At 60.9% G+C, this 22243-nt stretch carries 22 protein-coding genes; 13 read left to right on the top strand and 9 right to left on the bottom strand.

Features of this window, described 5'->3' with window-relative positions; translation table 11 throughout:
* The first annotated feature begins 11 nt into the window (after positions 1-11).
* Positions 12-908 (top strand): RNA polymerase sigma factor RpoH, encoded by an 897-nt coding sequence (gene rpoH / locus ACR0FC_RS06560; RefSeq protein ID WP_170339116.1) that lies wholly within the window; start codon positions 12-14, stop codon positions 906-908.
* Positions 909-968: 60 nt separating this feature from the next.
* Here the strand turns inward: rpoH and ACR0FC_RS06555 are convergent, their stop codons facing one another.
* Positions 969-2147 (bottom strand): dipeptidase, encoded by a 1179-nt coding sequence (locus ACR0FC_RS06555; protein ID WP_170339114.1) that lies wholly within the window; start codon positions 2145-2147, stop codon positions 969-971.
* A gap of 147 nt (positions 2148-2294) precedes the next feature.
* Here ACR0FC_RS06555 and ACR0FC_RS06550 point away from each other — a divergent pair, with 147 nt between their 5' ends.
* The 3 genes from ACR0FC_RS06550 to ACR0FC_RS06540 are packed head-to-tail and all read left to right on the top strand — an operon-like array spanning position 2295 to position 4480.
* The gene (locus ACR0FC_RS06550) at positions 2295-3269 is read left to right on the top strand and encodes a Gfo/Idh/MocA family protein (RefSeq protein ID WP_170339112.1); all 975 of its coding nucleotides are present in this window, start codon (positions 2295-2297) and stop codon (positions 3267-3269) included.
* A 57-nt stretch (positions 3270-3326) separates the two neighbouring features.
* Positions 3327-3596, top strand: a complete 270-nt coding sequence (locus ACR0FC_RS06545; RefSeq protein ID WP_170339110.1) for a DksA/TraR family C4-type zinc finger protein — start codon at positions 3327-3329, stop codon at positions 3594-3596.
* Positions 3593-4480 carry a DMT family transporter gene (locus ACR0FC_RS06540; RefSeq protein WP_367646639.1) on the top strand — a complete coding sequence of 296 codons (888 nt, stop codon included), beginning with the start codon at positions 3593-3595 and terminating at the stop codon, positions 4478-4480. The genes ACR0FC_RS06545 and ACR0FC_RS06540 overlap by 4 nt, the downstream gene beginning before the upstream one ends.
* An 18-nt stretch (positions 4481-4498) precedes the next feature.
* Here the strand turns inward: ACR0FC_RS06540 and ACR0FC_RS06535 are convergent, their stop codons facing one another.
* The 4 genes from ACR0FC_RS06535 to ACR0FC_RS06520 form a co-directional block, all read right to left on the bottom strand.
* Complete coding sequence (locus ACR0FC_RS06535) at positions 4499-4735, bottom strand: hypothetical protein (protein WP_170339106.1); 237 nt, start codon at positions 4733-4735, stop codon at positions 4499-4501.
* The gene (locus tag ACR0FC_RS06530) at positions 4732-6552 is read right to left on the bottom strand and encodes a M3 family oligoendopeptidase (RefSeq protein WP_170339103.1); all 1821 of its coding nucleotides are present in this window, start codon (positions 6550-6552) and stop codon (positions 4732-4734) included. Before ACR0FC_RS06530 ends, ACR0FC_RS06535 begins: the two co-directional genes overlap by 4 nt.
* A 70-nt stretch (positions 6553-6622) precedes the next feature.
* A complete protein-coding gene (locus tag ACR0FC_RS06525) occupies positions 6623-7600 on the bottom strand; it encodes an alpha/beta fold hydrolase (protein ID WP_170339102.1) in 978 nt (325 codons plus the stop codon).
* Entirely contained in the window at positions 7600-7890 is a 291-nt protein-coding gene (locus ACR0FC_RS06520) for an SCP2 sterol-binding domain-containing protein (RefSeq protein WP_170339100.1), read from the bottom strand. Before ACR0FC_RS06520 ends, ACR0FC_RS06525 begins: the two co-directional genes overlap by 1 nt.
* A gap of 68 nt (positions 7891-7958) precedes the next feature.
* Between ACR0FC_RS06520 and ACR0FC_RS06515 the strand changes: the two genes are divergently transcribed.
* The 6 genes from ACR0FC_RS06515 to ACR0FC_RS06490 all read left to right on the top strand — a co-directional run bounded on the left by ACR0FC_RS06515 (position 7959) and on the right by ACR0FC_RS06490 (position 13814).
* Positions 7959-8528 (top strand): tetratricopeptide repeat protein, encoded by a 570-nt coding sequence (locus ACR0FC_RS06515; protein WP_254428893.1) that lies wholly within the window; start codon positions 7959-7961, stop codon positions 8526-8528.
* A gap of 20 nt (positions 8529-8548) precedes the next feature.
* Positions 8549-11350, top strand: coding sequence for a helicase-related protein (locus ACR0FC_RS06510; RefSeq protein ID WP_170339098.1), 2802 nt, complete (start codon positions 8549-8551; stop codon positions 11348-11350).
* Between the two features lie 6 nt (positions 11351-11356).
* Positions 11357-11728: an RNA-binding S4 domain-containing protein gene (locus tag ACR0FC_RS06505; protein WP_170339096.1), complete on the top strand. Its 372-nt coding sequence runs from the start codon at positions 11357-11359 to the stop codon at positions 11726-11728.
* Positions 11729-11794: 66 nt separating this feature from the next.
* On the top strand, positions 11795-12133 hold the full coding sequence (fdxA, locus tag ACR0FC_RS06500; RefSeq protein ID WP_093961788.1) for a ferredoxin FdxA: 339 nt from the start codon (positions 11795-11797) through the stop codon (positions 12131-12133).
* A gap of 283 nt (positions 12134-12416) precedes the next feature.
* Entirely contained in the window at positions 12417-12926 is a 510-nt protein-coding gene (locus ACR0FC_RS06495; RefSeq protein ID WP_093961789.1) for a CarD family transcriptional regulator, read from the top strand.
* A gap of 126 nt (positions 12927-13052) precedes the next feature.
* Positions 13053-13814, top strand: a complete 762-nt coding sequence (locus ACR0FC_RS06490) for an ion channel (RefSeq protein ID WP_170339094.1) — start codon at positions 13053-13055, stop codon at positions 13812-13814.
* On the opposite strand, the gene cobS is transcribed toward ACR0FC_RS06490, so the two are convergent.
* Positions 13811-14575 (bottom strand): adenosylcobinamide-GDP ribazoletransferase, encoded by a 765-nt coding sequence (gene cobS / locus ACR0FC_RS06485; RefSeq protein WP_170339092.1) that lies wholly within the window; start codon positions 14573-14575, stop codon positions 13811-13813. The two genes, ACR0FC_RS06490 and cobS, sit on opposite strands and share 4 nt — an antisense overlap.
* A 79-nt stretch (positions 14576-14654) precedes the next feature.
* On the opposite strand from cobS, the gene cobT reads away from it, so the two are divergent.
* Complete coding sequence (gene cobT / locus ACR0FC_RS06480) at positions 14655-15668, top strand: nicotinate-nucleotide--dimethylbenzimidazole phosphoribosyltransferase (RefSeq protein ID WP_170339090.1); 1014 nt, start codon at positions 14655-14657, stop codon at positions 15666-15668.
* Between the two features lie 27 nt (positions 15669-15695).
* Here the strand turns inward: cobT and ACR0FC_RS06475 are convergent, their stop codons facing one another.
* Positions 15696-17573, bottom strand: coding sequence for a monovalent cation:proton antiporter-2 (CPA2) family protein (locus ACR0FC_RS06475; protein ID WP_170339088.1), 1878 nt, complete (start codon positions 17571-17573; stop codon positions 15696-15698).
* A 19-nt stretch (positions 17574-17592) separates the two neighbouring features.
* A complete protein-coding gene (locus ACR0FC_RS06470; RefSeq protein ID WP_093961793.1) occupies positions 17593-18048 on the bottom strand; it encodes an Lrp/AsnC family transcriptional regulator in 456 nt (151 codons plus the stop codon).
* 145 nt (positions 18049-18193) lie between these two features.
* Here ACR0FC_RS06470 and hppD point away from each other — a divergent pair, with 145 nt between their 5' ends.
* Entirely contained in the window at positions 18194-19291 is a 1098-nt protein-coding gene (gene hppD, locus ACR0FC_RS06465; RefSeq protein WP_170339086.1) for a 4-hydroxyphenylpyruvate dioxygenase, read from the top strand.
* 60 nt (positions 19292-19351) lie between these two features.
* Here the strand turns inward: hppD and ACR0FC_RS06460 are convergent, their stop codons facing one another.
* Positions 19352-21382: a hypothetical protein gene (locus ACR0FC_RS06460; RefSeq protein WP_170339084.1), complete on the bottom strand. Its 2031-nt coding sequence runs from the start codon at positions 21380-21382 to the stop codon at positions 19352-19354.
* A gap of 164 nt (positions 21383-21546) precedes the next feature.
* On the opposite strand from ACR0FC_RS06460, the gene ACR0FC_RS06455 reads away from it, so the two are divergent.
* Positions 21547-22242: an SIMPL domain-containing protein gene (locus ACR0FC_RS06455; RefSeq protein ID WP_170339083.1), complete on the top strand. Its 696-nt coding sequence runs from the start codon at positions 21547-21549 to the stop codon at positions 22240-22242.
* The last annotated feature ends 1 nt before the right edge of the window (position 22243 follow it).

The following is a 22243-nucleotide window of genomic DNA, read 5'->3' as shown; positions in this document are numbered from 1 at the left end:
GGACGTGATACATGGCAAATTACAAAAATCTCCCCGTGCCTACGCCAGAAGGTGGGCTGAACCGGTATCTGCAGGAAATCCGCAAATTTCCCCTGCTGGAGCCGGAAGAGGAGTACATGCTGGCCAAACGTTGGGTCGAAGAGCAGGACACCGAAGCGGCGCACAAGATGGTGACATCGCATCTGCGACTGGCCGCCAAGATCGCCATGGGCTATCGCGGCTATGGTTTGCCGCAGGCCGAGGTGATTTCCGAGGCCAATGTGGGCCTGATGCAAGCCGTCAAGCGGTTCGATCCGGAAAAAGGCTTCCGTCTGGCGACCTATGCGATGTGGTGGATCCGCGCCTCGATCCAGGAGTACATCCTGCGATCCTGGTCACTGGTGAAACTGGGCACCACCTCGGCGCAGAAAAAGCTGTTCTTCAACCTGCGCAAGGCGAAGGCCCGGATTGGCGCGTTGGAGGAGGGCGACCTGCACCCGGACAATGTCAAGCAGATCGCCAACGATCTGGGCGTGACCGAAGAAGAGGTCATCAGCATGAACCGCCGCATGTCGGGCGGGGATGCGTCGCTGAACGCCACGGTCGGTTCCGACGGCGAAGGCACCATGCAGTGGCAGGACTGGCTGGAAGACGAAGATGCAGACCAAGCCGGCGACTATGAGGCCCGCGAAGAGCTTGAGGTGCGTCGCGAGTTGCTGACCGAGGCGCTGGACGTTCTGAACGACCGCGAAAAAGACATCCTGACCCAGCGCCGGTTGATGGATCAGCCCGTGACGCTCGAGGAACTGAGTACGCAGTACAATGTCAGCCGCGAACGCATCCGTCAGATCGAGGTGCGCGCCTTTGAAAAGCTGCAGAAAAAAATGCGTGAGTTGGCGCGTGAAAAGGGCATGCTGGCCAGCGCCTGATCACGGCAATCAGATGAACAAGCGGCCCGGGGAAACCCGGGCCGTTTTTTGCGCCATGTCCTACTGCAGTTGCTGGCGGAATACCCGTACCATGTTTTCGCCCATGACCTTGCGGATCTGAGCTTCGGTCAGGCCTTCGTCCAGCAAGGCCGAGGTCAGCGCCGCCAGTTCCGACGTGTCGAATGCGGTCTCGACCGAGCCGTCATAGTCGGACCCCAGCGCGACATGGTCTTCCCCGACCGTCTCGATGGCTGCATTGATCATTTTGGCAATTCCCGACGGGGCGATGTCGCCGCAGGTGACGTCTGCCCAGTATCCCATGCCGATGACACCGCCGGTCGCCGCGATTTCCTTCATCAGGTCATCGGGATAGTTGCGCTTGACCGGGCAGAACCCGTGCAGTCCGCCGTGGCTGACGATCAGCGGCTCGTCGGTCATGTCCAGCACGTCGCGCGCCACTTGCGGGCTGGAATGGGCCAGGTCGATCACCACCGGGCGTTTGGCCAGTTCGGCCACCACCTGCCGTCCGAATTCGGTCAGGCCCGTGTTCCCGGTGCCGTGCAGCGAGCCGCCCAGTTCGTTGTCGAAGAAATGCTGCAGCCCGAACACCCTGTGGCCTGCATCGAATATCGGGTCGAGATTGGCCAGATCGCCCTCCAGCGGATGGGCGCCTTCGATCCCCAGAATGCCGCCCACGACCTTTTCGCCGCGCGCGCGGGCCTCGAGCACTGCGTCCAGATCCGCGCGTGTCTTGATGACCTTGAGATGTCCGCTTGAGGCCGCCTCGAACCGGTGCAGTTTCTCGGCCTGATAAATCGCGCGTTCCTTAAGGCTGTCCCAAGTCCGCAGCGGCCACAGCTGACCAATGGCCAGAAGGGTGATGTTGTCGAATGCCTCAGCCGAGTTTGCCTCGTAATTCTGCCCGGCCGGTGATTTGGTCACGGCGGTGAACACCTGCAGGGCCACGTTGCCTTCGATCAGTCGGGGGATATCCACCTGGCCGCGGGTTCCCCGCTCGGTCAGGTCGCGGCTCCACAACAGCGGATCGGCATGCAGGTCGCCCACGATCAGGGTTTCGTGCAAAGCAGCGGCGGTGTCGGACACCGGATATGGGTCGTGGTCGATCACGTTGTTGCGCGCGTTTTCGACATACGGCGGCACTACCACGAAAAATATCACGGCCCCGATGACGATCACAGCCGCCGTTAGGCCTGCCAGCCATTTCAGAAATCTTTTCACGTTAGTCCCTTCCGTTTGTCATGCGCAGATTACGGGTGTCCCGCGAACAGAAAAGCCTGACTTGGCGTCGCTTGGCTGGTACAGAGGGCGCAACGGATGTTGGCGCAAACATTTTGGCGCCGAACATGGTCAAATACGGAGGAAACCATGCACAAGCCGGTTCAGTGGGGCATTCTGGGGGCCGCGAAATTCGCACGCCAATTCATGGGTCCGGCGATCCATGCGGCTTCGGGCGCGCGTTTGTCTGCCTTGGCGACTTCGGATCCGGCGAAGGCCGAGCCGTTTCAGGACTTCTGCCCGGACCTGGAGGTCTTTGACGACTATGACGCGTTGCTGGCTTCGCCCGAAGTTGAGGCGGTCTACATTCCGCTTCCGAACCACCTGCATGTGGAATGGAGCCTGAAGGCGCTGGACGCTGGCAAGCACGTTCTATGTGAAAAGCCGATGACAATGCGCGCCGAGGAGTTCGACGCCCTGATCCACAAGCGTGACCAGACCGGGCGGCTGGCGGCCGAGGCCTATATGATCGTGCACCACCCGCAATGGCAGCATGTGCGCGACCTGATCGCCGACGGCGCCATCGGAGATCTGGTGCATGTCACGGGCGCGTTCAGCTTCGACAACCGCGCCGACACCGGCAATATCCGCAACCGCGCCGAAACCGGCGGCGGCGGGCTGCGCGACATCGGTGTCTACGTCATCGGGTCGGCCCGTTTTGCGACGGGGCAGGAACCGGACACTGTGCAGTCGGCCATCCGCTGGGAGGACGGCATCGACGCGTTCACGGAAATCCGCGCGCAGTTTCCGGGCTTTACCTATTCGGCCTATGTCTCGATCCGCATGCATCCGCATCAGGAAATGGTCTTTCACGGCGAACGCGGCCTGATCCGCCTGACCGCGCCGTTCAACGCGCGGGTTTTTGGTGAGGCTCGGGTCGAACTGCATCGCCCAGGTTTGGAAGTTCTTGTGACGCGCTTCCCAGCCGACGATCACTATAAGCTGCAGGTCGAAGCGTTTTGCCGGACTATTCGCGCGGGGGATGAATACCCGTGTTCGCTCGAATTCTCGCGCGGGACGCAGGCGATGATCGACTGGGTGTTCGACGGCGCAACACCGCTCTGACTTGCGTGATCAGCCGCCCCGCGCCTAAACTGGAGAGCACCTGAACAGGAGGGGGCCATGGCCGGAGGCTGGGCGCGTGACGGCGCTGTAAGTGAACAGATCGAGGCTTCGATTTCAGACGAGCTGGCACGGATGCAGGCGAAAAAGCGTCCGGTCGGTGAAAGCCTGACCCATTGTGCAGAGTGTGACGAACCGATCCCCGAAAAGCGCCGACTGGCGATCCCCGGGGTCAAGCTGTGTCTGGATTGTCAGCAAGAGCGTGATGGTGCTTTCAAGGCCCGCGGCGGTATCAATCGGCGCGGCTCCAAGGACAGCCAGCTCAAGTGAAGGGGCCCGGCAAAGACGGCGGTTCCCTTTTTCAGAATGGCTTGTTTCTTGGGTTCATGGCCGCATTTCTTTGGGGCACGCACAGCGTCATCGTGCGCTACCTGACCGGAGATCTGGGTGGCATGCAAATTGCCACAACTAGGCTGTTCATAGCTGCTTTGGCCATCTACGGCATGTTGCGTGCGATGAATGCGCCGGTTTCCGTCCAGCTCCGGGATTGGAACTTCCGTCTTGCGGTTTTGGCGACCGTCATCAACTATATTCTGTTTCATATCGGGCTTGAAAACACCGGTGCAGGCAGCGCGATGGTGTTGGAAAATACCGCGCCGTTCTTTGTTCTGGTTTTCTTGTATTTCTTCGCCGACACCCCTGTTGGAAAAACCGATGTTCTGGCGACCCTTCTGGCCATCTTGGGGGTCTTTCTTACGGTTTTCCGCGATTTCGAAGGCGGCGGGGACCCGGTTCTGGGGGATATGATGGAAATTGGGGCCGGGGTCAGCTGGGCGGTGTTCCTGATCGCCAGCAGTCGGGCCATGCGCGCGTCGAAATCGACGGCCGAGCGTCTGAATTTCCTGTTTGGTGTGTTCCTGTGCTCGGCCGTAATTCTGCTTCCGCTGTCCGTTTTTGCACTGCGGATGCCATCCGGCAGCGATTTGGTGTTTTTGGTTTTGCTGGGCGTTTTCCCGACTGCGTTGGCCTACTACCTTTGGTACGAGGCCGCCGCGCGTGTATCGACGTTGACCGCGACCCTTTTGTTCGCCGCCTCGGTGGTGTTCACCTTCGTCAATTCGGCAATTTTTCTGGGGGCACCGATCACCCCAATGGCTGCGATTGGGGCGGGATTGATCGTATTCGCGGTGTTCCTCACGACCAGAAAAAACTAGGCGACAGCCGGAACGGGGTTATCGGCGGCGCCACCAGCGCCGCAGCAGGTTGACGTCCATGGCGGCAACCATGATGCCCAAGGGGATCATCCAAAACCCCAGAACAGGAAGGAAGCCGAAGACGCCTGCGACGATCAACAAAAGACCCACGACAAACCGCAGCCCCCGCGGGACATTGCGGCGGATCCGGGCGAGAACAGGGCGCAGGCGGTCCTTGATGGCCCGCCAGCGCCCCTTGTCGGTTGGGTCTGTCACCCCTCCAGGGCCTCCAGTTCGTCGATCATCCCCGAGATCATCGACAGACCCTTATCCCAGAATTTCGGGTCGCTGGCATCCAGCCCGAACGGGGCCAAAAGCTCTTTGTGGTGCTTGGAGCCGCCCGCGCGGAGCATCTCGAAGTACTTTTCCTCGAACCCGTCTGCGCCGCTTTCATAGACCGAGTACAGCGCGTTCACCAATCCGTCGCCGAATGCATAGGCGTAGACATAGAAGGGCGAATGAACAAAGTGCGGGATATAGGCCCAAAAGGTCTCGTACCCTTCCATGAATTCAAACGCCGGGCCAAGGCTTTCGGCCTGAACGCTCATCCACAGGGCGTTGATGTCGTCCGGCGTCAGTTCGCCCTCGCGGCGGGCGGCGTGCAGCTTGCATTCAAAGTCGTAGAAGGCGATCTGGCGGATCACCGTGTTGATCATGTCCTCGACCTTGCCGGCCAGCAGAACTTTGCGTTGCTCGGGCGTTTCGGCCTGATCCAGCATCTTGCGGAAGGTCAGCATCTCGCCGAAGACGCTGGCGGTTTCAGCCAGCGTCAGGGGGGTCGAGGACAGCATCTCGCCCTGACCGGCGGCCAGCACCTGATGCACGCCGTGGCCCAACTCGTGCGCCAACGTCATCACGTCGCGCGGTTTGCCCAGATAGTTGAGCATCACGTAAGGATGCACATCGGTCACGGTGGGGTGCGCAAAGGCGCCCGGAGCCTTGCCCGGTTTCACCGCCGCGTCGATCCAGCCTTTCGAAAAGAACGGTGCTGCAATCTCGGCCATGCGGGGATCGAAAGCGGCATAAGCCTCCATCACGGTCTTCTCGGCGTCCTCCCACGACACGGTGCGGGTGTCTTCCATCGGCAGCGGCGCGTTGCGGTCCCAGACCTGCATCACATCCAGACCCAACCATTTGCGCTTGAGCTCGTAATACCGGTGGCTGAGCTTGGGATAGGCGGCCACCACCGCCTCGCGCAGGGCTTCGACCACTTCGGGTTCGACATCGTTCGCCAGGTGCCGCGCGGTCTGCGGGGTCGGCATCTTGCGCCAGCGGTCGATGATTTCCTTTTCCTTGGCCTGCGTGTTGTGGACGCGGGCAAAGGTTTTGACGTTGTCTTGGAACACGCGGGCCAGTTCGCGGGCCGCGGCCTCGCGCTTGGACCGGTCCTGTTCGGTCAGCAGGTTCAGGGTGCCCTCGATGTTCAGCTCTTCGCCGTTCACGGTAAAGGTCAGCCCGGCGATGGTTTCGTCGAACAGCCGTTCCCACGCGTCGCCGACCACCCCCAGATCATGCAGGAATTTCTCCAGTTCGTCCGACAGTTGATAGGGCTTCATCGCGCGGATGCGGCGGAAGACGGGCTCGTACCGGGCCAGGTCCGCGTTGGTCTTAAAATGAGCGGCCAGCACGTCATCGTCGATGCGGTTGATCTCGAGCGTGAAGAACACCAGCGGCGTGGTGAAAAGCGTGACTTTTTCCTGCATGTCCGACAGGAACTTGGCGCGCTCGGCATCCGTGGTCAGCTGGTAATAGCGCAGCCCGGCAAAAGACATGATGCGCCCGGCGACGGCGTTGATCTTTTCGTTGCGCTGGACACAGGTCAGCAGGCCCTGCGCGTCTAGATCGGCCAGCTTGCCTTCGTAATCGGCGGCAAATGCCGCGCATTCCTGCTCCAGCCACTCAAGATCTCGGGTCAGTTCCGGCGCGTCCTGTCCCTTGTACAGATCGTCCAGGTTCCATTCCGGCAGGTTGCCAAGGTTGTCGGCGCCGCCACCGGCATTTGCGTCTCGGACGGGGAAGGGAAGCTCGTGCATGGAACACCTCGATTGTCTGCGTTGGATCACATCTAGGCGCAGGGCGCGCGGATCACAAGCAGCCGAGGTGTCAGCGCGTCATCGCAAGTTCGGGTGTCTGCCCGTTGGCGGCGGCCGAGAAATGCGCGGCCATCTCCTCGAACACGGGGCCGCGGACCTCGGGTGGTTCCATCATCACCTCGTGTTCGCCGCCGGGGATCTCGACCAATCGGCCGCTGGGCCAGTTCGCCATGCGCGCCCGGATCGCCTTGCGGTCCACGATCTGCTCGTGGCTGCCAAGATAGGTCAGACAAGGAATGTCGGGCGCGGTCTGCGCCATCAGCCAGGCGCACTCGTCCAGTGCCTCGCGTAGCCAGATGGTCGACGGCGCGCCCAGGGCCAGTTCGGGATGCGCGGTCAACTGATCCTGCATCATCCGGTACATTCCGGGGTCGCGAGTCAGTGCGTTGCCCTCGAAAGGTTGGATCAGAACATAGCTTTCCAGTGACGTGGTCGGAGGCGTCTTTTCGCCAAGCCCGATCCGCGGGCCCCAATAGGCGGTCAGACGGCTGAGAGGTTTCATGAGTGGGGTGAAGAAAATGCCCCACATCGGGCCGGTGAAGGCACAAGAGGCAAACAGGCCGGTTTCCAGAACAGCGCGCATCCCGATCGCGCCGCCCATCGAATGGCCGATTACGTGCCAGGGTTTCGGCAGGCCAAGCTGCTCGGCCAGTTTCAGCGTTTCGCGCACGTCCTGCTGATAGTCGGTAAACTTGTCCACATGGCCAACGCGCGGATCTTCAAGCAACCTGTCAGCCAGACCCTGTCCGCGCCAATCCACGGCCAGTACAGCAAAGCCGCGTTGTACGAACTCACCCGCTGCATTGCCATATTTTTCAATATGTTCCGTGCGGCCGGGAAAGATCATTACCGTCCCGGTCGCCGCACCTTCGGGGCGCCAGTGGCCCACGCGAATGCGTGTGCCGTCGCTTGTGGTCAACCAATGCGCGGCGCCGCCGGCGGGACCGCCGGCCACATCTTCAAAGAACGGGGCCGGCGACAGATCCATCAGGCCAGCACCGAGGCAAGCTTCATGGCAACACCCATGTCGCCGTCGACGCTCAGCTTGCCAGCCATGAACGCACCCGTGGGGTTCAACTCACCGCTGAGGATTTGCTCGAACGTGTCCGCGTCGGCGCTCAGGGTGACTTCGGTGTCCTCGTCGCTGACCCGCGCGCCATTTTCGTCCAACACGATCGAGCCGAGGTCGGCGATGGCGAATTTCGCCGACGAATCGAAATCGCCGCCCGACAGTTTTTCGTTCAGCGCGGCTGCCGCTTTTTCAAGAGTGTCGCTCATGGTCTTCCTCATTTGTTAGTGCGCCGTGAATGGACATCCGCGGTCGCAACGCTACACTGATCATTGTTATGAGCATTGCAATCAACAATCTCAAAGGTACCGTTGCGGCATTTGCCCTCCTAGTCATGTATTCCACCACTGGGATTGCGCAACAGGCCGATTTGCGGGACGAAGCCGAGCTGCTGCGGCAGCTTGCCGAAGCGTCGCCCGAGCAGGCAGCCGGTCTGGATCGGCAACTTCAGTCGCTGTGGTCGCAATCAGGGTCTGCCTCGGCTGATCTGCTGCTTGAGCGCGGACGCGAAGCACTGGACGAGGGCAATGTCGAAGCCGCGTTGGATCATTTGACGGCACTGACGGACCATGCGCCCGATTTCGCGGAAGGTTGGCATGTGCGCGCCTCTGTGTTTTTTGGGCTGGAGCGGTTCGGCATGGCGGCCGCCGATCTTGAACACGCGCTTGCGTTGAACCCGAACAATTACGAAGCTATCTACGGGCTTGGCCTGATCTTTGAGGTGCTGGGTCAGCCCGAACAGGCCTATGACGCATATTCCCGCGCGCTGGCTATACATCCCCATCACGAAGAAGTAACCAATGCCGTGAATCGGCTGAAACCGCAGATCGCGGGCAAGGCGCTCTAAGGTCCGGGCAGGGGGCAAAGGTGAACGGGGCATCCCGAATCGTGGCCGTACTTGGCCCGACCAACACAGGCAAAACCCACTATGCCATCGAACGCATGCTGGGGCACCGGACCGGTGTCATCGGCCTGCCGCTGCGGCTGCTTGCGCGCGAGGTCTATGACAAGATCGTCGCCATCCGCGGCCCCTCAGTGGTGGCTCTGGTAACGGGCGAGGAACGCATCGTTCCGCCGCGCACGCAATACTGGGTCTGCACGGTCGAGGCGATGCCCGAGGGGATGGGCACCGATTTCGTAGCCATCGACGAAATCCAGCTGTGCGCCGATCCCGAGCGCGGTCATGTCTTTACCGACCGGCTGCTGCGGATGCGTGGGACGCACGAGACACTTTTTCTGGGTGCCGACACGATGCGCGGCCCGATCGCGGCGCTGGTGCCGCAGGCGCAGTTTGCTCGGCGCGAGCGGATGTCGCAACTGGTCTACACCGGATCCAGGAAGATCAGCCGTATGCCGCCGCGCAGCGCGATCGTCGGGTTCTCGGTCGAGAACGTCTATGCCATTGCCGAGCTTCTGCGGCGGCAAAAGGGTGGGGCGGCCGTGGTCATGGGCGCGCTCAGCCCGCGCACGCGGAATGCGCAGGTCGAGCTGTACCAGAATGGCGAGGTCGACTATCTGGTCGCCACCGATGCCATCGGTATGGGTCTGAACCTGGATGTGAACCACGTGGCGTTTTCGTCCCTGTCCAAATTCGATGGCCGGCGCATGCGGCCGCTGGCCCCGAACGAACTGGCCCAGATCGCCGGCCGCGCCGGGCGCGGCATGTCGGATGGTACCTTCGGCGTGACGGGTGAAGCACCGCCGCTGGACGAAGGCGTGGCGCAGGCCATCATGGACAGCCGGTTCACGCCGATGAAAAAGCTGAACTGGCGGAATGCCGCCTTGCGGTTCGGCTCGGTCGATGCGCTGATCGACTCGCTCGAGGCCAGCCCGGACAACGAGCATTTGGTCAAAGCCCGGCCCGCCGACGACCTGAACGCGCTGAAGTCGCTGGCCCAGGTGCCCGAGGTTGCGGCCCGTGCCAGCGATGGTCCGTCGATCCGCCTGTTGTGGGATGTCTGTCGAATCCCCGATTTTCGGGGCATCAGCCATTCGGAGCATGCCAGCCTGCTCGAATCGATCTTCGGACATCTGCACGAACGCGGCACGATCCCCGAGGATTTTCTGGCGCGCCAGATCCGCCGGATCGACAGAACCGACGGCGATATTGATGCACTGTCCAAAAGGTTGGCATATATTCGCACGTGGACATATGTTGCGCAACGAAACGGCTGGGTGCGCGACGATTCCCATTGGCGCGCGGAAACCCGCGCTGTAGAAGACAGGGTGTCAGACGCTTTGCATGAACGTCTGACGCAAAGATTTGTGGACCGGCGTACATCTGTTCTGCTGCGCCGGCTCAAACAGAAGGAGGCCCTTTTGGCCGAAGTGAATGACAAGGGTGAAGTGACCGTCGAAGGCGAATTCGTCGGTCGTTTGGAAGGGTTCCGGTTCATCCCGGACAAAAGCGCGCAGGGAACCGAGGCGAAAGCGCTCAAATCGGCCTCACTGCAAGCACTCGCGCCGCAATTCCATCTGCGTGCTGATCGCTTCTACAATGCGCCCGATACCGAAATTGATTTTACCGATCAGGGTGGCCTGATGTGGGGCGAATATGCCGTCGGCAAGCTGGTTGCCGGGGCCGAACCGCTCAAACCGATGGTCGAAGTGTTCGTGGACGAGGCCGCAGGGCCGGAAGTTGTGCAGAAGGTGCAGCGCCGCCTGCAACACTTCATCGACCGCAAGATCGCGGCGCTGTTCGAGCCCCTGCTGAACCTGTCGCGCGACGAAGAACTGACCGGGCTGGCCAAGGGATTTGCCTTCCGCATGGTCGAGGCGTTGGGCATCCTGCCGCGTGCCGGAGTCGCACAAGAGGTCAAGGATCTGGACCAGGACGCCCGTGGCGCGCTGCGCAAGCACGGCATCCGGTTCGGCCAGTTCACCATCTTCATGCCGCTGCTGCTGAAGCCTGCCCCGACGCGCCTGCGTCTGGTGTTGTGGGCCCTGGCAAATGGACTTCAGGAGTTTCCCGAAGCGCCGCCGCCGGGCTTGGTGACGGTGCCCGTCGCCAAGGGCGCGCCTGAGGGCTATGACACCATGTGCGGCTACCGCAATGCGGGCGAGCGTTCGATCCGTATCGACATGTTGGAGCGTCTGGCCGACATGCTGCGCGCCGAAGACAGCCGGGGCGGTTTCGAAGCCAAGGCGGACATGTTGTCGATCACCGGCATGACGCTGGAACAGTTCGCCGACCTGATGCAGGGGCTGGGATACAAGGCCGAGCGCGGTGAACGGACCAAGATCAAGCCGGCTCAGCCGACCGAGCAACGACCGGCAGCAACCGCCGAAGCTCCGACCGAGACCGCCGAAGCAGAGGCGCAGTCGGATGTGGCCGTCGCCGCCGAGGCGCCAACCGAGGCTACCGACAGCACCGAGGCTGAAGCCGAGGCCACGGCCGCAGACCCTGCATCGGACGAACCCGAAGTCGAGGTGTTCTACACCTTTACCTGGGGCCGTCAGGCCAACCGGGGGCCACGTGGTGACCAACGGCAGGGTCGGAGCAAACCGGGCGGGAAGCCTCGGGATGGTCGCGGCAAGCCGCAGGGCAAGAAGGGCGGCAAACCGCAAGGGGCCAAGACCTTCTCGTCCCGGCCGCCCAAAAAGGAAAAGGCGATTGATCCCGACAACCCGTTTGCCGCTGCGCTGATGGGTCTGAAGGACGGCAACTGATCGCTGATGGCCGACGCACCGGCCAAGCTGCGGATCGACAAGTGGCTGTGGCATGCGCGGTTTTTCAAGACCCGCAGCCTGGCCGCCAAACAGGTCAGCGGCGGGCATGTGCGCATCAACGGTGACCGGGCCCAGAAGCCGGCGCAAACCGTCGGGCCCGGTGACGTTCTGACTTTCGCTCAGGGGCGGGTTATTCGCGTGGTTCAGGTCGAAATCCTGGGCGCGCGACGCGGCCCGGCGACCGAGGCGCGGACGCTGTACACGGATTTGACCGAAGAGAAGGATAATCCGCCACAAAATCCGGGTTTCGAAGGAAAAGGTCGTCCGACCAAGAAGGATCGGCGCGCGCTTGATCTTTCTCGCACCCCCAAGGGCTGATCTTCTCTTGAAGATGGGGGCAGACTGAATTAGCTAGTCGCCCAAACCTCTGACGGGAATTGGACCATGACCTACGTTGTCACCGAGAACTGTATCGCCTGCAAATACACCGACTGCGTCGAGGTATGCCCGGTGGATTGTTTCTATGAAGGTGAAAATACCCTGGTCATCCATCCGGATGAATGCATCGACTGCGGCGTGTGCGAGCCGGAGTGCCCGGCGGATGCCATTCGCCCCGATACCGAGCCGGGAATGGAGCAGTGGGTCGAATTCAACCGCAAATACGCCGAACAATGGCCGGTTATCGTAACCAAGAAAGACCCGCTTCCGGGCGCCGAGGAGCGCGACGGGGAAGAGGGCAAGATGGAGAAATACTTCTCCGAGGCACCGGGCGAAGGCGGCTGAGCGATTCGGGTCGCAAAGCCCGAAAGACAGCCGTAAGTTTTTTGCCTTAATGTGCTGAAAACCATCACAAATTTCGAGCCGAAGACCTCGTCCGCTTTCAGGTGTCTTAATTTTGTGATATACTCTTATGGCAAATGATGATCGAGATGGGGACGACTCCGTAAGTATGCTCACTTTGGAGTTCTGAGTTTTTGACATGTAATCAGCCTGACAGGGGTCGCGGGTGACCCCGGTTAGGTTTTTTGTCGCTTTTTTCCCGCTCTGCAACCAAGGAAACACGTGCATGACAAAGTCGAAGAAGCTTGAGTTCCGTCCGAACGACTATGTTGTCTACCCTGCACATGGGGTCGGGCAAATTATATCGATTGAAGAACAGGAAGTCGCTGGATACTCGCTCGAGCTGTTCGTCATCTCATTCGAGAAAGACAAGATGACCCTGCGGGTGCCGACCAACAAGATCACTGAATCCGGTCTGCGCTCGCTCAGCTCGCCCGATGTGATCAGCCAGGCGATGAAGACGCTGAAGGGCAAAGCCAAGGTAAAACGTGCGATGTGGTCGCGTCGAGCGCAGGAATACGAACAGAAAATCAACTCGGGTGACCTGATCTCGATCGCCGAGGTGGTGCGTGACCTGCACCGCACCGACGACCAGCGCGAGCAGAGCTATTCCGAGCGTCAGCTCTATGAAGCCGCGCTTGAGCGTCTGACGCGCGAAGTTGCGGCCGTGTCCGGTTCGGACGAAATCGCAGCGGCCAAGCAAGTGGACGAAGTCCTGACCTCGCGCGCGGCCTGATCGGGCTTTGAAGCAACACCAAAGGGCCGCTCTGGTTTCAGAGCGGCCTTTTTCATGCCCGATCGCTTGGTTCGCGCCGCCTTTCCAGCTAATTTCCCAGTCATTGGAACCGTGTACGGGTCAGTCATGAAGCAGACGGTCAAGGCACTCTATATCGGCAGAGGGGCGGTTTCGGTCTGGTTCCGGTACTGTCTGATCCTGTTCGACCTTGCCTCGATCGTGTTTTTCGTGGCGACAGCGAACATTCCGCACGGCCCAGGATTGATTGCAGTCAGCTGGGCGGTGGGGCTGATCATACTCCTGGATTTCTCGGCTCGGATGTGGATTGCGAAAGACCGCAAGAAGCTGCTGTTCAAAATCTACACGCTTGCGGATCTGGTCGTGATCGCCTCGCTGATCCTTGACCCTTTCCTGACCGGCAGCCTTGCGTTCCTGCGGATTCTGCGCGCGCTGAGACTGATCCATTCCTATCACCTGTTGCATGATTTGCGTCGCGACAGTGAGTTTTTCCGAACCCACGAGGATGCGGTCATCGCGGCCGTGAACCTGTTGGTGTTCATTTTCGCAACATCCACCGCCGTACTGGTTTTCTATATCCCCCAGGATAGCCAGAACCCGTATATCGATGCGCTGTATTTCACGATGGCGACACTGACCACGACGGGTTTCGGCGACATCACACTGAACTCTCCGGGCGGCAAGCTGTTTTCCGTGTTCATAATGGTGGTTGGTGTGGCGCTGTTCGTGCGGCTGGCTCAGGCCATTTTCATGCCACAGAAAGTACGCCACAAATGTCCCAACTGCGGCCTGTTTCGGCACGACCCGGATGCCGTACACTGCAAACATTGCGGTGAGACACTGCGGATCAAAACCGGCGGTGTCGGCTAGAGCAGGGCGGAAACGGCCAGCAGGAAAGCAACCTCCGACAGCTGTTGCGATGCCCCCAGGATATCACCGGTCTGACCGCCAATCTTGGTTTTGGCTATGATTGCCAGACCCACGGTTGCAGTTACCGCACAGGCGACGGGCAGAAGGGCGGTCCAGCCCAGAAGAGCCAGAGAGAAAACGAAAGCCAGCCCAAAACCGGCTGCAACCGACAAAGGCGGAGGAGCGCCGACGCTATGGCTCAGCCCGCTGCCGCGGGCGTTCGGTAGGCCCGCCATCAATGGTGGCATTAGGGCACGGGAAAACACAGTCGCCGCCAGTATTCCGGCCGGACTTCCTGCCGCCAGTAGTGTTGTGACCGCCGAGATCCTGAGCAGTTGAATGACCAACAAGGCCAACACTCCGTAGGTGCCGATATGGCTGTCCTTCATGATCTCGAGTCTGCGTTCGGGTGTATATCCGCCCCACAGCCCGTCCGCGGTGTCGGCCAGCCCGTCCTCGTGCATGGCGCCGGTCGCTGCGATCAGAACGGCGACAGCAAGGACTGCGCTGACTGTCCCGGAAAGGCCCACGGCCATCGCAGACCGGCCTACGGCACAGCCCAAGCCGCCAACAACCAGCCCGGCCGCAGGATAGGCCCAAGCGGCTTTGGACTGTCGCTCGAAGAGCGATTTGGGCAGCACGGGCAATGGCAGCCGCGTCAAAAGAACCAGAACCAGCGGCACGTCCCATGGCGAAAAGGTTCGAGTGTCGTTTTTGTGCACTTGCGCGCCTTTCGAGGGGTTGTTGCTTTGCCTGCTTCGGTTAAACACGCAGGACCACTCCGATGCAACGAGGCTTTGAATGCTGCCTGAACTCAATGATCTGAATACCTTCCGCGACGCCCTGCGCAAGGCTCCGGGGCCGGATGAGGCTGCAAGGCAAGGGGCTGCCGACCGCAACGGACAGCTGACCAAGCCGCCGGGTGCGTTGGGCCGGCTCGAGGATCTGTCGATCTGGTATGCCGCTTGGCGTGGGGATGCCCGGCCGCGGATCGAGGCGCCTCAGGTGATTGTATTTGCCGGCAATCACGGCGTGACGGCGCAGGGGGTCTCGGCCTTTCCGCCCGAGGTTACGGTTCAGATGGTCATGAATTTCGAGCACGGAGGCGCGGCCATCAACCAATTGGCCAAAGCGGCTGGGGCCAAGATGACGGTACACGCGCTGGACCTGGATCGGCCGACGGCCGACTTCACAAAGGCCCCGGCAATGTCCGAGGACGAGCTTCTGACCGCTCTGCAGACCGGCTGGAACGCCGTTGACCCCACCGCAGACCTTCTTGTCGTTGGCGAAATGGGTATTGGCAACACCACCCCTGCAGCGGCCATCGCCTGCGCGTTATTCGGCGGAGAAGCCGCTGATTGGACCGGGCGTGGAACCGGTGTGGACGATGCGGGCCTTGCCAACAAGACGCGCGTCGTTGCCGAAGGTGTTGCTCTGCACGGAGCATCTGACGACGGGCTTGAGATCCTGCGGTGTTTGGGAGGGCGCGAGATCGCGGCCATGGCAGGGGCCATTGCAGCCGCCCGAATTCTGCGCATCCCGGTCATTCTGGATGGGTTCATCTGCACCTCGGCTGCGGCTTGCCTCGATCGTCTGGCGCCGGGAGCGCTGGACCATGCCGTTGCTGGCCACCAGAGTGCGGAAGGTGCGCACGCGGCAATGCTGACCAAGCTGGACAAAGCGCCCTTGCTGAGCCTCGCGCTGCGGCTGGGCGAAGGGTCGGGGGCCGCGCTGGCCATCAATATCCTGAAAAGCGCCGTCGCTTGCCATTCGGGTATGGCCACCTTTGCCGAAGCCGGTGTGTCGGACGGTTGAGCTCGGCTGACCCGGGATATCCCCGGGTCAGGCTGACTTCTTTTCGTTCTTTTCGGCCAGTTCCAGCAGGGCGGTCTCGAGGTCCTTCTCCAACTCGCGCGCGCGTTCGATGTACTTTTTGTTCTCGGCCGTCGGCATGCCGGGAACCCAGAGTTCAGCCAATTCGCGAATTGCCTGCCGATCGTGGTGATAGAAGGTCTGCTGTGCTTGCGCGGCCTCGTATTCGCTCAAACCAATGTTCTCCAGCACATAACGCCCGGCCCGCAGAGAGCTGTCGAACAGCTCACGCACGATGTCATCAGCGCCGGCCTGATACAGCTCGTACACATGGGTCCGGTCATGCGCGCGGGCGACGATGTGAAGGTCGGGGCGCTGCCGGCGGGCGTAGCCGACCAATCGGGTCACTTCCTTGCGGTTGTCCATCGCGGCCACCAAAACGGAAGCCTTTTCAAGGCCCGCAGCCCGCAGCAATTCGGGACGCGTCGGATCCCCCAAGAAGCCTTTGACGCCGAACCGACGCATCAGTTGGATCGTTTCGATATTGTGGTCCAACACCACCGTCTTGAACCCGCTGGCGCGCACGAGCCGGTTGACGATCTGTCCGAACCGCCCAATTCCCGCAATGATGACGGGACCTTTTTCGTCTATTTCCTCGGGTTCAACCTCGGGTGAGTTGTCGCGGATGTGGCGCGAAAGGTAGTCATAGATGATGAACAGAAGCGGTGTGATCAGCATGGTCAGGGCAATGATCATCAACAGCTTCTGCGACAGGGCCGGGGGAATGACATTCTGCTTGGTCGAAAAGGCCAGCAGCACGAAGCCGAACTCACCCGCCTGAGCCAAACCCAGCGTGAACAGCCAATGGTCGCGGCCGCGCAACTTGAATGCACGACCAACGGCATACAGGATCAGGCCCTTGACCAGGATCACCAGCAGGGCCAGTCCGATCAGGTCGAACGGGTCGTTGAAAAAGTACCCGACGTCGATCCCGGCCCCGACCGTGATGAAGAACAGGCCCAGCAGCAATCCCTTGAACGGCTCAAGGTCGCTTTCCATCTCGTGCCGGAACTCGGAACTGGCCAGGACGACGCCAGCGAGGAAGGCGCCCAACGCCGGGGACAGGCCCACCAGCGTCATCAGGAACGAGATCCCTACTACGATCATCAGGGCCAACGCCGTGTACATCTCGCGCAGGCGGGTGGTGTGGATGAACCGGAACAAGGGACGGGTCAGGTAGACGCCTACCACGATCACGAATGCGATCGCACCCAATGTCACCAGCGTCACCGCCCATCCGGGCAGGCCATCGACCAATGACAACGTATGGTGCGCGTCGCCGTGCCCGTCGCCGCCGCGCGTGATTGATCCGTCATCCTCGATGAAGATGCTGGCCGGCATGGCCAGCAGTGGCAGAAACGCCAGGATCGGAATCACGGCGATATCCTGAGTCAGAAGGACCGAGAACGTGGATCGCCCGCCGTTTGTGCGCATCAAGCCCTTTTCCGACAGCGTCTGCAGCACGATGGCGGTTGATGACAGGGACAGTGTCAGCCCCACGGCCAAGGCAACTGACCATGGTTGACCCGTGTAGAAGGTAACTGCTGCAATCACGACCGTAGAGAGCGAGATCTGCAGTCCACCAAGCCCCAACAACCGGTGCCGCATATCCCAAAGTGCGCGGGGTTCCAGCTCGAGCCCGATCAGGAACAGCATCATGACGACGCCAAATTCCGCGACATGCTGCAAGTCTTTGGTTTCCGCGCCCACGAGCCCAAGGATCGGACCGATGGCGATGCCGGCGGCAAGATATCCGAGGACAGACCCTAGCCCAAGTCGCGCCGACAGGGGGACGGCGATCACGGCGGCTGCCAGATAGATCGAAGCCTGGTACAGGAACTCGTTCATCTTCTTCCTTTCCTTGCCGTCAGGTCGGCAGCGGAGCGTCGCGTTTCAGCTGGTCCATCACGATCTGGCTTTGCACCCGTGCCACCGCAGGATGGGGCAGTATCACCTCGTGAAGCAAGGTGTTGAGCGCGGAAAGATCCTCGCAATAGACATGGAGCAGATAGTCTGCCTCGCCAGTCATCGTCCAGGCGCTGGTGATTTCCGGGCGGGTTTCCACCATGCGCGCAAAACTGGATGATTGTTCGGGGCCGTGGGTGCCGAGGTGAACCTGAACGAATCCCTGAACCTGCAGCCCAAGTTTGCGCGGGTCAAGCCGCGCCGCGTAGCCGGTGATATAGCCCTCGGCCTCCAGCCGCTGACGGCGGCGCCCGGCCTGACTGGGTGACAGGTTCAGCATCTCGCCCAACTGATGCGCGGTCAGGTGCGCGTCTTTTTGCAGCGCGGCCAGAAGGCGAGTATCGGTTGCGTCCAGCATGTGCGGAGATTCTCACGTTTTTCGGGTTCTGGTGCGGAAATTTCGCAGACTTGTGTAGTTTACATGAAAAGAATGCGCAAAAACAGCGCTGAAAAAGGCGTATTCTTGAATCAGCAAAGAATTTCCTGTTTCAAGAGGACAAGCCATGGGCCCTTTCCCGCACAACGCCCCGAAATCCGTGATCAGCGCCGAGAACCCCGCCGGCACCGATGGGTTTGAATTTGTCGAATTCGCGCATCCCGAACCGCAGGAACTGCGCGACCTGTTCGCCAAGATGGGTTTCGAAAAGGTCGCTCATCACAAGAGCAAACCGCTGATCGAGCTGTGGCAGCAGGGCGATGTGACCTACATCCTGAACGCGGACCCCGACAGCTTTGCCGCGAAATTCGTGGAAGAACACGGGCCCTGTGCCCCGTCGATGGGCTGGCGTGTCGTGGATGCGCAAAAGGCCTATGACCATGCGGTGTCGAAGGGGGCCGAACCCTATGATGCGGCCGACAAGACCATGAACGTGCCCGCGATCAAGGGCATCGGCGGGTCGCTGATCTATTTCATCGACCAGTATTACGAAACCTCGCCCTACAATCAGGAATTCGAGTGGCTGAAGCAGTCCAAGCCGCGCGGCGTCGGCTTCTACTACCTCGATCACCTGACACACAATGTCTTCAAGGGCAACATGGACAAGTGGTTCAAGTTCTACGGCGATCTGTTCAACTTCCGCGAAATCCGCTTCTTTGACATCCAGGGCAAATATACCGGCTTGCTCAGCCGTGCATTGACTTCGCCCTGCGGCCGTATCCGGATTCCGATCAACGAAGACCGAGGTGAGACCGGTCAAATCGTATCCTACCTGAAGAAGTACAAAGGCGAAGGCATCCAGCACATCGCCGTCGGCAGCGAGAACATCTATGACTCGACCGATGCAATCGCCGAACGCGGTCTGAAGTTCATGCCCGGTCCCAACGATGCCTATTATGATATGTCCTTCGACCGTGTGAAGGGCCATGACGAGCCGGTGGACCGCATGAAAAAGCACGGCATCCTGATCGACGGTGAAGGCGTGGTGGACGGCGGCGAGACCAAGATCCTGCTGCAGATCTTCTCGAAAACCGTGATAGGTCCGATTTTCTTCGAGTTCATCCAGCGCAAGGGTGATGACGGCTTTGGCGAGGGCAATTTCAAGGCTCTGTTCGAGTCGATCGAGCGTGAGCAAATTGAATCCGGAGAGATTTCTGCCGCCTGATGAAGACCCAGAATTTGGAGCCCGGCCTGCCGGGTTCCATTTTCCGAAACGCGGCGAATTTTATCCGCGCGGCATCTTCAACGTGACGTTGCGGCCGCCTTTCTGATAACGAAGCTCGCTGTCGCCGATCGCGACGACTTTGCCGCCGTCAATCCGATCTCCTACCTTCAGCTTCTTGTAACGACCGCTCGGTAGTCGGACCAAGGCACGCCGATTGGCGGGAGTACCGTAAACGCCGATCAGGTTCAGACGCCGCAGGTTCAATGCATTGTCAATCGTGGCCTGGCGCGCCACCGAGGCCCGGCTGGGTATCTTGGGGGCGACGGTTGTGGGTTTGAACGATCCCGCTTCATCGTCATCCGCCTTTGCTACTGCCGCTGTCGACCCCAGAGTGGCCGAGCCGGTTGTTGCTTTTCGGGCCGCCAGAGCGGCCACGGTCGACGGACGAACGCGGGGGCGAGGGACGCGCACCACGGCCAATGCGGTGGGCGTGCGGTCCACCGCCGCGCGTTCTTGGATAGACGCCGGCCTGGATTTCGGGCGAATGACCGCCAGCTCGTCCACCGTCCGGCCGCCCAACTGCCCACGCTCAAAGTTCTCTACCAGCGTTTCCGGGCGCAGGCGTGGGCGAAGGCCGGCCAGCCGTGTGTCGTCGTCTGTGGCGGTTGGGTCGGTTTCGAACCTGACCGGCACCTGGGGGGGAACCGACGACGGGCGGCCGAGGAACACAAGGATGCCGTCGGGGTTCAATGTCCCCTCAGGTGTCGGAGTGACAAGGCCGCGGTCATCCAGCTCGAAACGGCTGCCCGCGGCATTGGGCAGACCAACCGTAGCCACCGGCTCGTCGGTATCAAAGCTCTCTTCGGCAGGAAGCGCCACAGCATCCTGCGACAGCGCCGCGTGATCAACGGACGACAGGTATACGTCCTCGGGCACCTCGGGATCTGGCAGCGGCAGCGGATCGGGCGCGGTGATCGCCAGGCCAGAGGCTTCTTCGAAATCCTCGACACTTTCCGGATCGCGTTCGACGTGCTCAACGGGCGAGGGCGCAACATTCAATGCTTCCAGAATTGCCTGATCCGTCGGCGTCAATTCGGGGGGTGTGGGTGTCTCCGGCTCGACCAGGGGTGTGCTGGCTTCAAACGTCAGGTCTTCGTCGGCCAATGCCTCGGGGTCGGGCGTGCCCTCGGGCTCAGGAGCGACTTCTGCAAGTCCTTCAGCGTCGGTCTCGGTCAGCGGCGGGGCGGCGATAGAAACTGGCGCAGGTGCCGTTTCGACGATCGGCGCAGTCGCCACCGGGCTGCCGGTTTCGTCTGAACCCGACCAGATCAATGCGACAACGGCCAGCACGACAGCGCCCGCCGCAGCGGCACCAATGTAGCGAACCGGTATGCCGGAATCTGATGCCGCAGGATTCTGTGAGGCGGTTTCAGTCGCTTCAATGAGCGAAACGAATACGTCCGGCTGAGCCGGTTCAGCAATCGGATGCGCCTGAGGCGAGGGGGCCGGATCGGGGTCCGATGCCTGCGAAGCCTGAGGCACGGGTTCTGCGTCTTGGGCCGGCGGGACAACAGCTATCTCCTCGGCCTGGGGCTCGGGCGGCGGTGTGACGCATGTCGCGCGCTCGGCGAACTCGAACTCTCCGGTGCCGGTCCAGGGCGCATCGGGGCCAAGTGTTGCAGCGAACCGAACGGGCACGAATCCGTAGCGACTGGCAAAAGCTCGGGCCTCTTCTATCGTCTCTTTCGCCACGGCAGCTACCAGAAGATCCGACCCGTTCGCACGGAGGTCATACATCAACTCGGCAATCTCGCAGCCCGTGGCCTGAGCCAATTCCGCCTCGACCACCTGCGTCACGTCGGAGTCGTCTGGGCTGGTGACCGTGAGGTAGCGCACGTGGTCCGGAGGAATCACGACCGTACAGCTCAGGTCATTCGCCAGGGCGAAACCTCGACCGCGAAGCTCGTTCAGCTGTTCGGAAAAGTCCGGCGCGTCTAGTGATACGGTCCCGATGCCAAACCATTCGTTATCCGAATAGTGCAGCAGAGTGATCCCGTTATCAGAAAGAGACAGCGCAAAAGCGGGTTTCATTATTCAAGGGTGCCGTAATTGTCTGAACCAAAGCAAACGCCCTTGCGTCCGCGCACCGAGATTAAAGCAGGAACCCGCCGAGGGAAAGGAAAAGGCAAAATCTCCCCTTGTCCGGCGAAGGCTTGCCAACCCATCTTTGATCTCAGAAAACAGGAGAGATCACATTGAAGACATTTTCTTTTTTGGCGGCGGTATTGGCGGCGACAGTTGCTGTGGCCGCCCATGCGGAAGAACGTCGCATCCAGGTTTACGGAACCGGCACGGCCGAGGCCGCGCCGGATATGGCAACCATCACGGTGGGGGTGACAAATCAAGACGCGCAGGCTTCGGCAGCAATGCAGGCGACCTCGGACGCGGTTGCCACCGTCCTGAGCCGCCTGAGTGAGGTGGGGATCGAATCGCGCGACCTGCAGACCCGCGATCTGTCCCTGTCCCCGGTCTGGTCCGGACGGGGCAACGCGGATGGCGAAGCACCGAGAATCACGGGCTTCGTTGCGTCGAACCGTGTGTTCGTGCGGGTCAGAAATCTGGATGATCTGGGGCAGATCATGGATGCGGTCATTCAGGATGGCGCGAATGATTTTGGTGGTTTGACCTTCACGATTCAGGATCCAAAGCCACTTGAAGCGAAGGCGCGCGCTCAAGCCGTCGCCGATGCTGGGGCCAAGGCCGAACAATTGGCTCAGGCCGCAGGTGTAACCTTGGGTTCAGTCGTGTCGATCAACGAACAGGACGGGGGCATTCGCCCAATGCCCCAGATGCGCGAGATGGCCATGGCCGATTCGGGCGGGGTACCTGTCGCCGGTGGCGAGGTTTCGGTTTCGGTCACCGTGTTGATGGAATTTGACATTTCCGAGTGAC

It is taken from the genome of Ruegeria sp. BB9 (assembly GCF_056539345.1).
This window is presented reverse-complemented; position numbering and strand designations above follow the sequence as displayed.

Coding starts and splice junctions, on each gene's coding strand:
- rpoH (WP_170339116.1), top strand. CDS start 12: ATGGCAAATTACAAAAATCTCCCCGTGCCTACGCCAGAAGGTGGGCTG.
- ACR0FC_RS06550 (WP_170339112.1), top strand. CDS start 2,295: ATGCACAAGCCGGTTCAGTGGGGCATTCTGGGGGCCGCGAAATTCGCA.
- ACR0FC_RS06545 (WP_170339110.1), top strand. CDS start 3,327: ATGGCCGGAGGCTGGGCGCGTGACGGCGCTGTAAGTGAACAGATCGAG.
- ACR0FC_RS06530 (WP_170339103.1), bottom strand. CDS start 6,552: ATGCACGAGCTTCCCTTCCCCGTCCGAGACGCAAATGCCGGTGGCGGC.
- ACR0FC_RS06525 (WP_170339102.1), bottom strand. CDS start 7,600: ATGGATCTGTCGCCGGCCCCGTTCTTTGAAGATGTGGCCGGCGGTCCC.
- ACR0FC_RS06520 (WP_170339100.1), bottom strand. CDS start 7,890: ATGAGCGACACTCTTGAAAAAGCGGCAGCCGCGCTGAACGAAAAACTG.
- ACR0FC_RS06515 (WP_254428893.1), top strand. CDS start 7,959: ATGAGCATTGCAATCAACAATCTCAAAGGTACCGTTGCGGCATTTGCC.
- ACR0FC_RS06505 (WP_170339096.1), top strand. CDS start 11,357: ATGGCCGACGCACCGGCCAAGCTGCGGATCGACAAGTGGCTGTGGCAT.
- fdxA (WP_093961788.1), top strand. CDS start 11,795: ATGACCTACGTTGTCACCGAGAACTGTATCGCCTGCAAATACACCGAC.
- ACR0FC_RS06495 (WP_093961789.1), top strand. CDS start 12,417: ATGACAAAGTCGAAGAAGCTTGAGTTCCGTCCGAACGACTATGTTGTC.
- ACR0FC_RS06490 (WP_170339094.1), top strand. CDS start 13,053: ATGAAGCAGACGGTCAAGGCACTCTATATCGGCAGAGGGGCGGTTTCG.
- cobT (WP_170339090.1), top strand. CDS start 14,655: ATGCTGCCTGAACTCAATGATCTGAATACCTTCCGCGACGCCCTGCGC.
- ACR0FC_RS06475 (WP_170339088.1), bottom strand. CDS start 17,573: ATGAACGAGTTCCTGTACCAGGCTTCGATCTATCTGGCAGCCGCCGTG.
- ACR0FC_RS06470 (WP_093961793.1), bottom strand. CDS start 18,048: ATGCTGGACGCAACCGATACTCGCCTTCTGGCCGCGCTGCAAAAAGAC.
- hppD (WP_170339086.1), top strand. CDS start 18,194: ATGGGCCCTTTCCCGCACAACGCCCCGAAATCCGTGATCAGCGCCGAG.
- ACR0FC_RS06460 (WP_170339084.1), bottom strand. CDS start 21,382: ATGAAACCCGCTTTTGCGCTGTCTCTTTCTGATAACGGGATCACTCTG.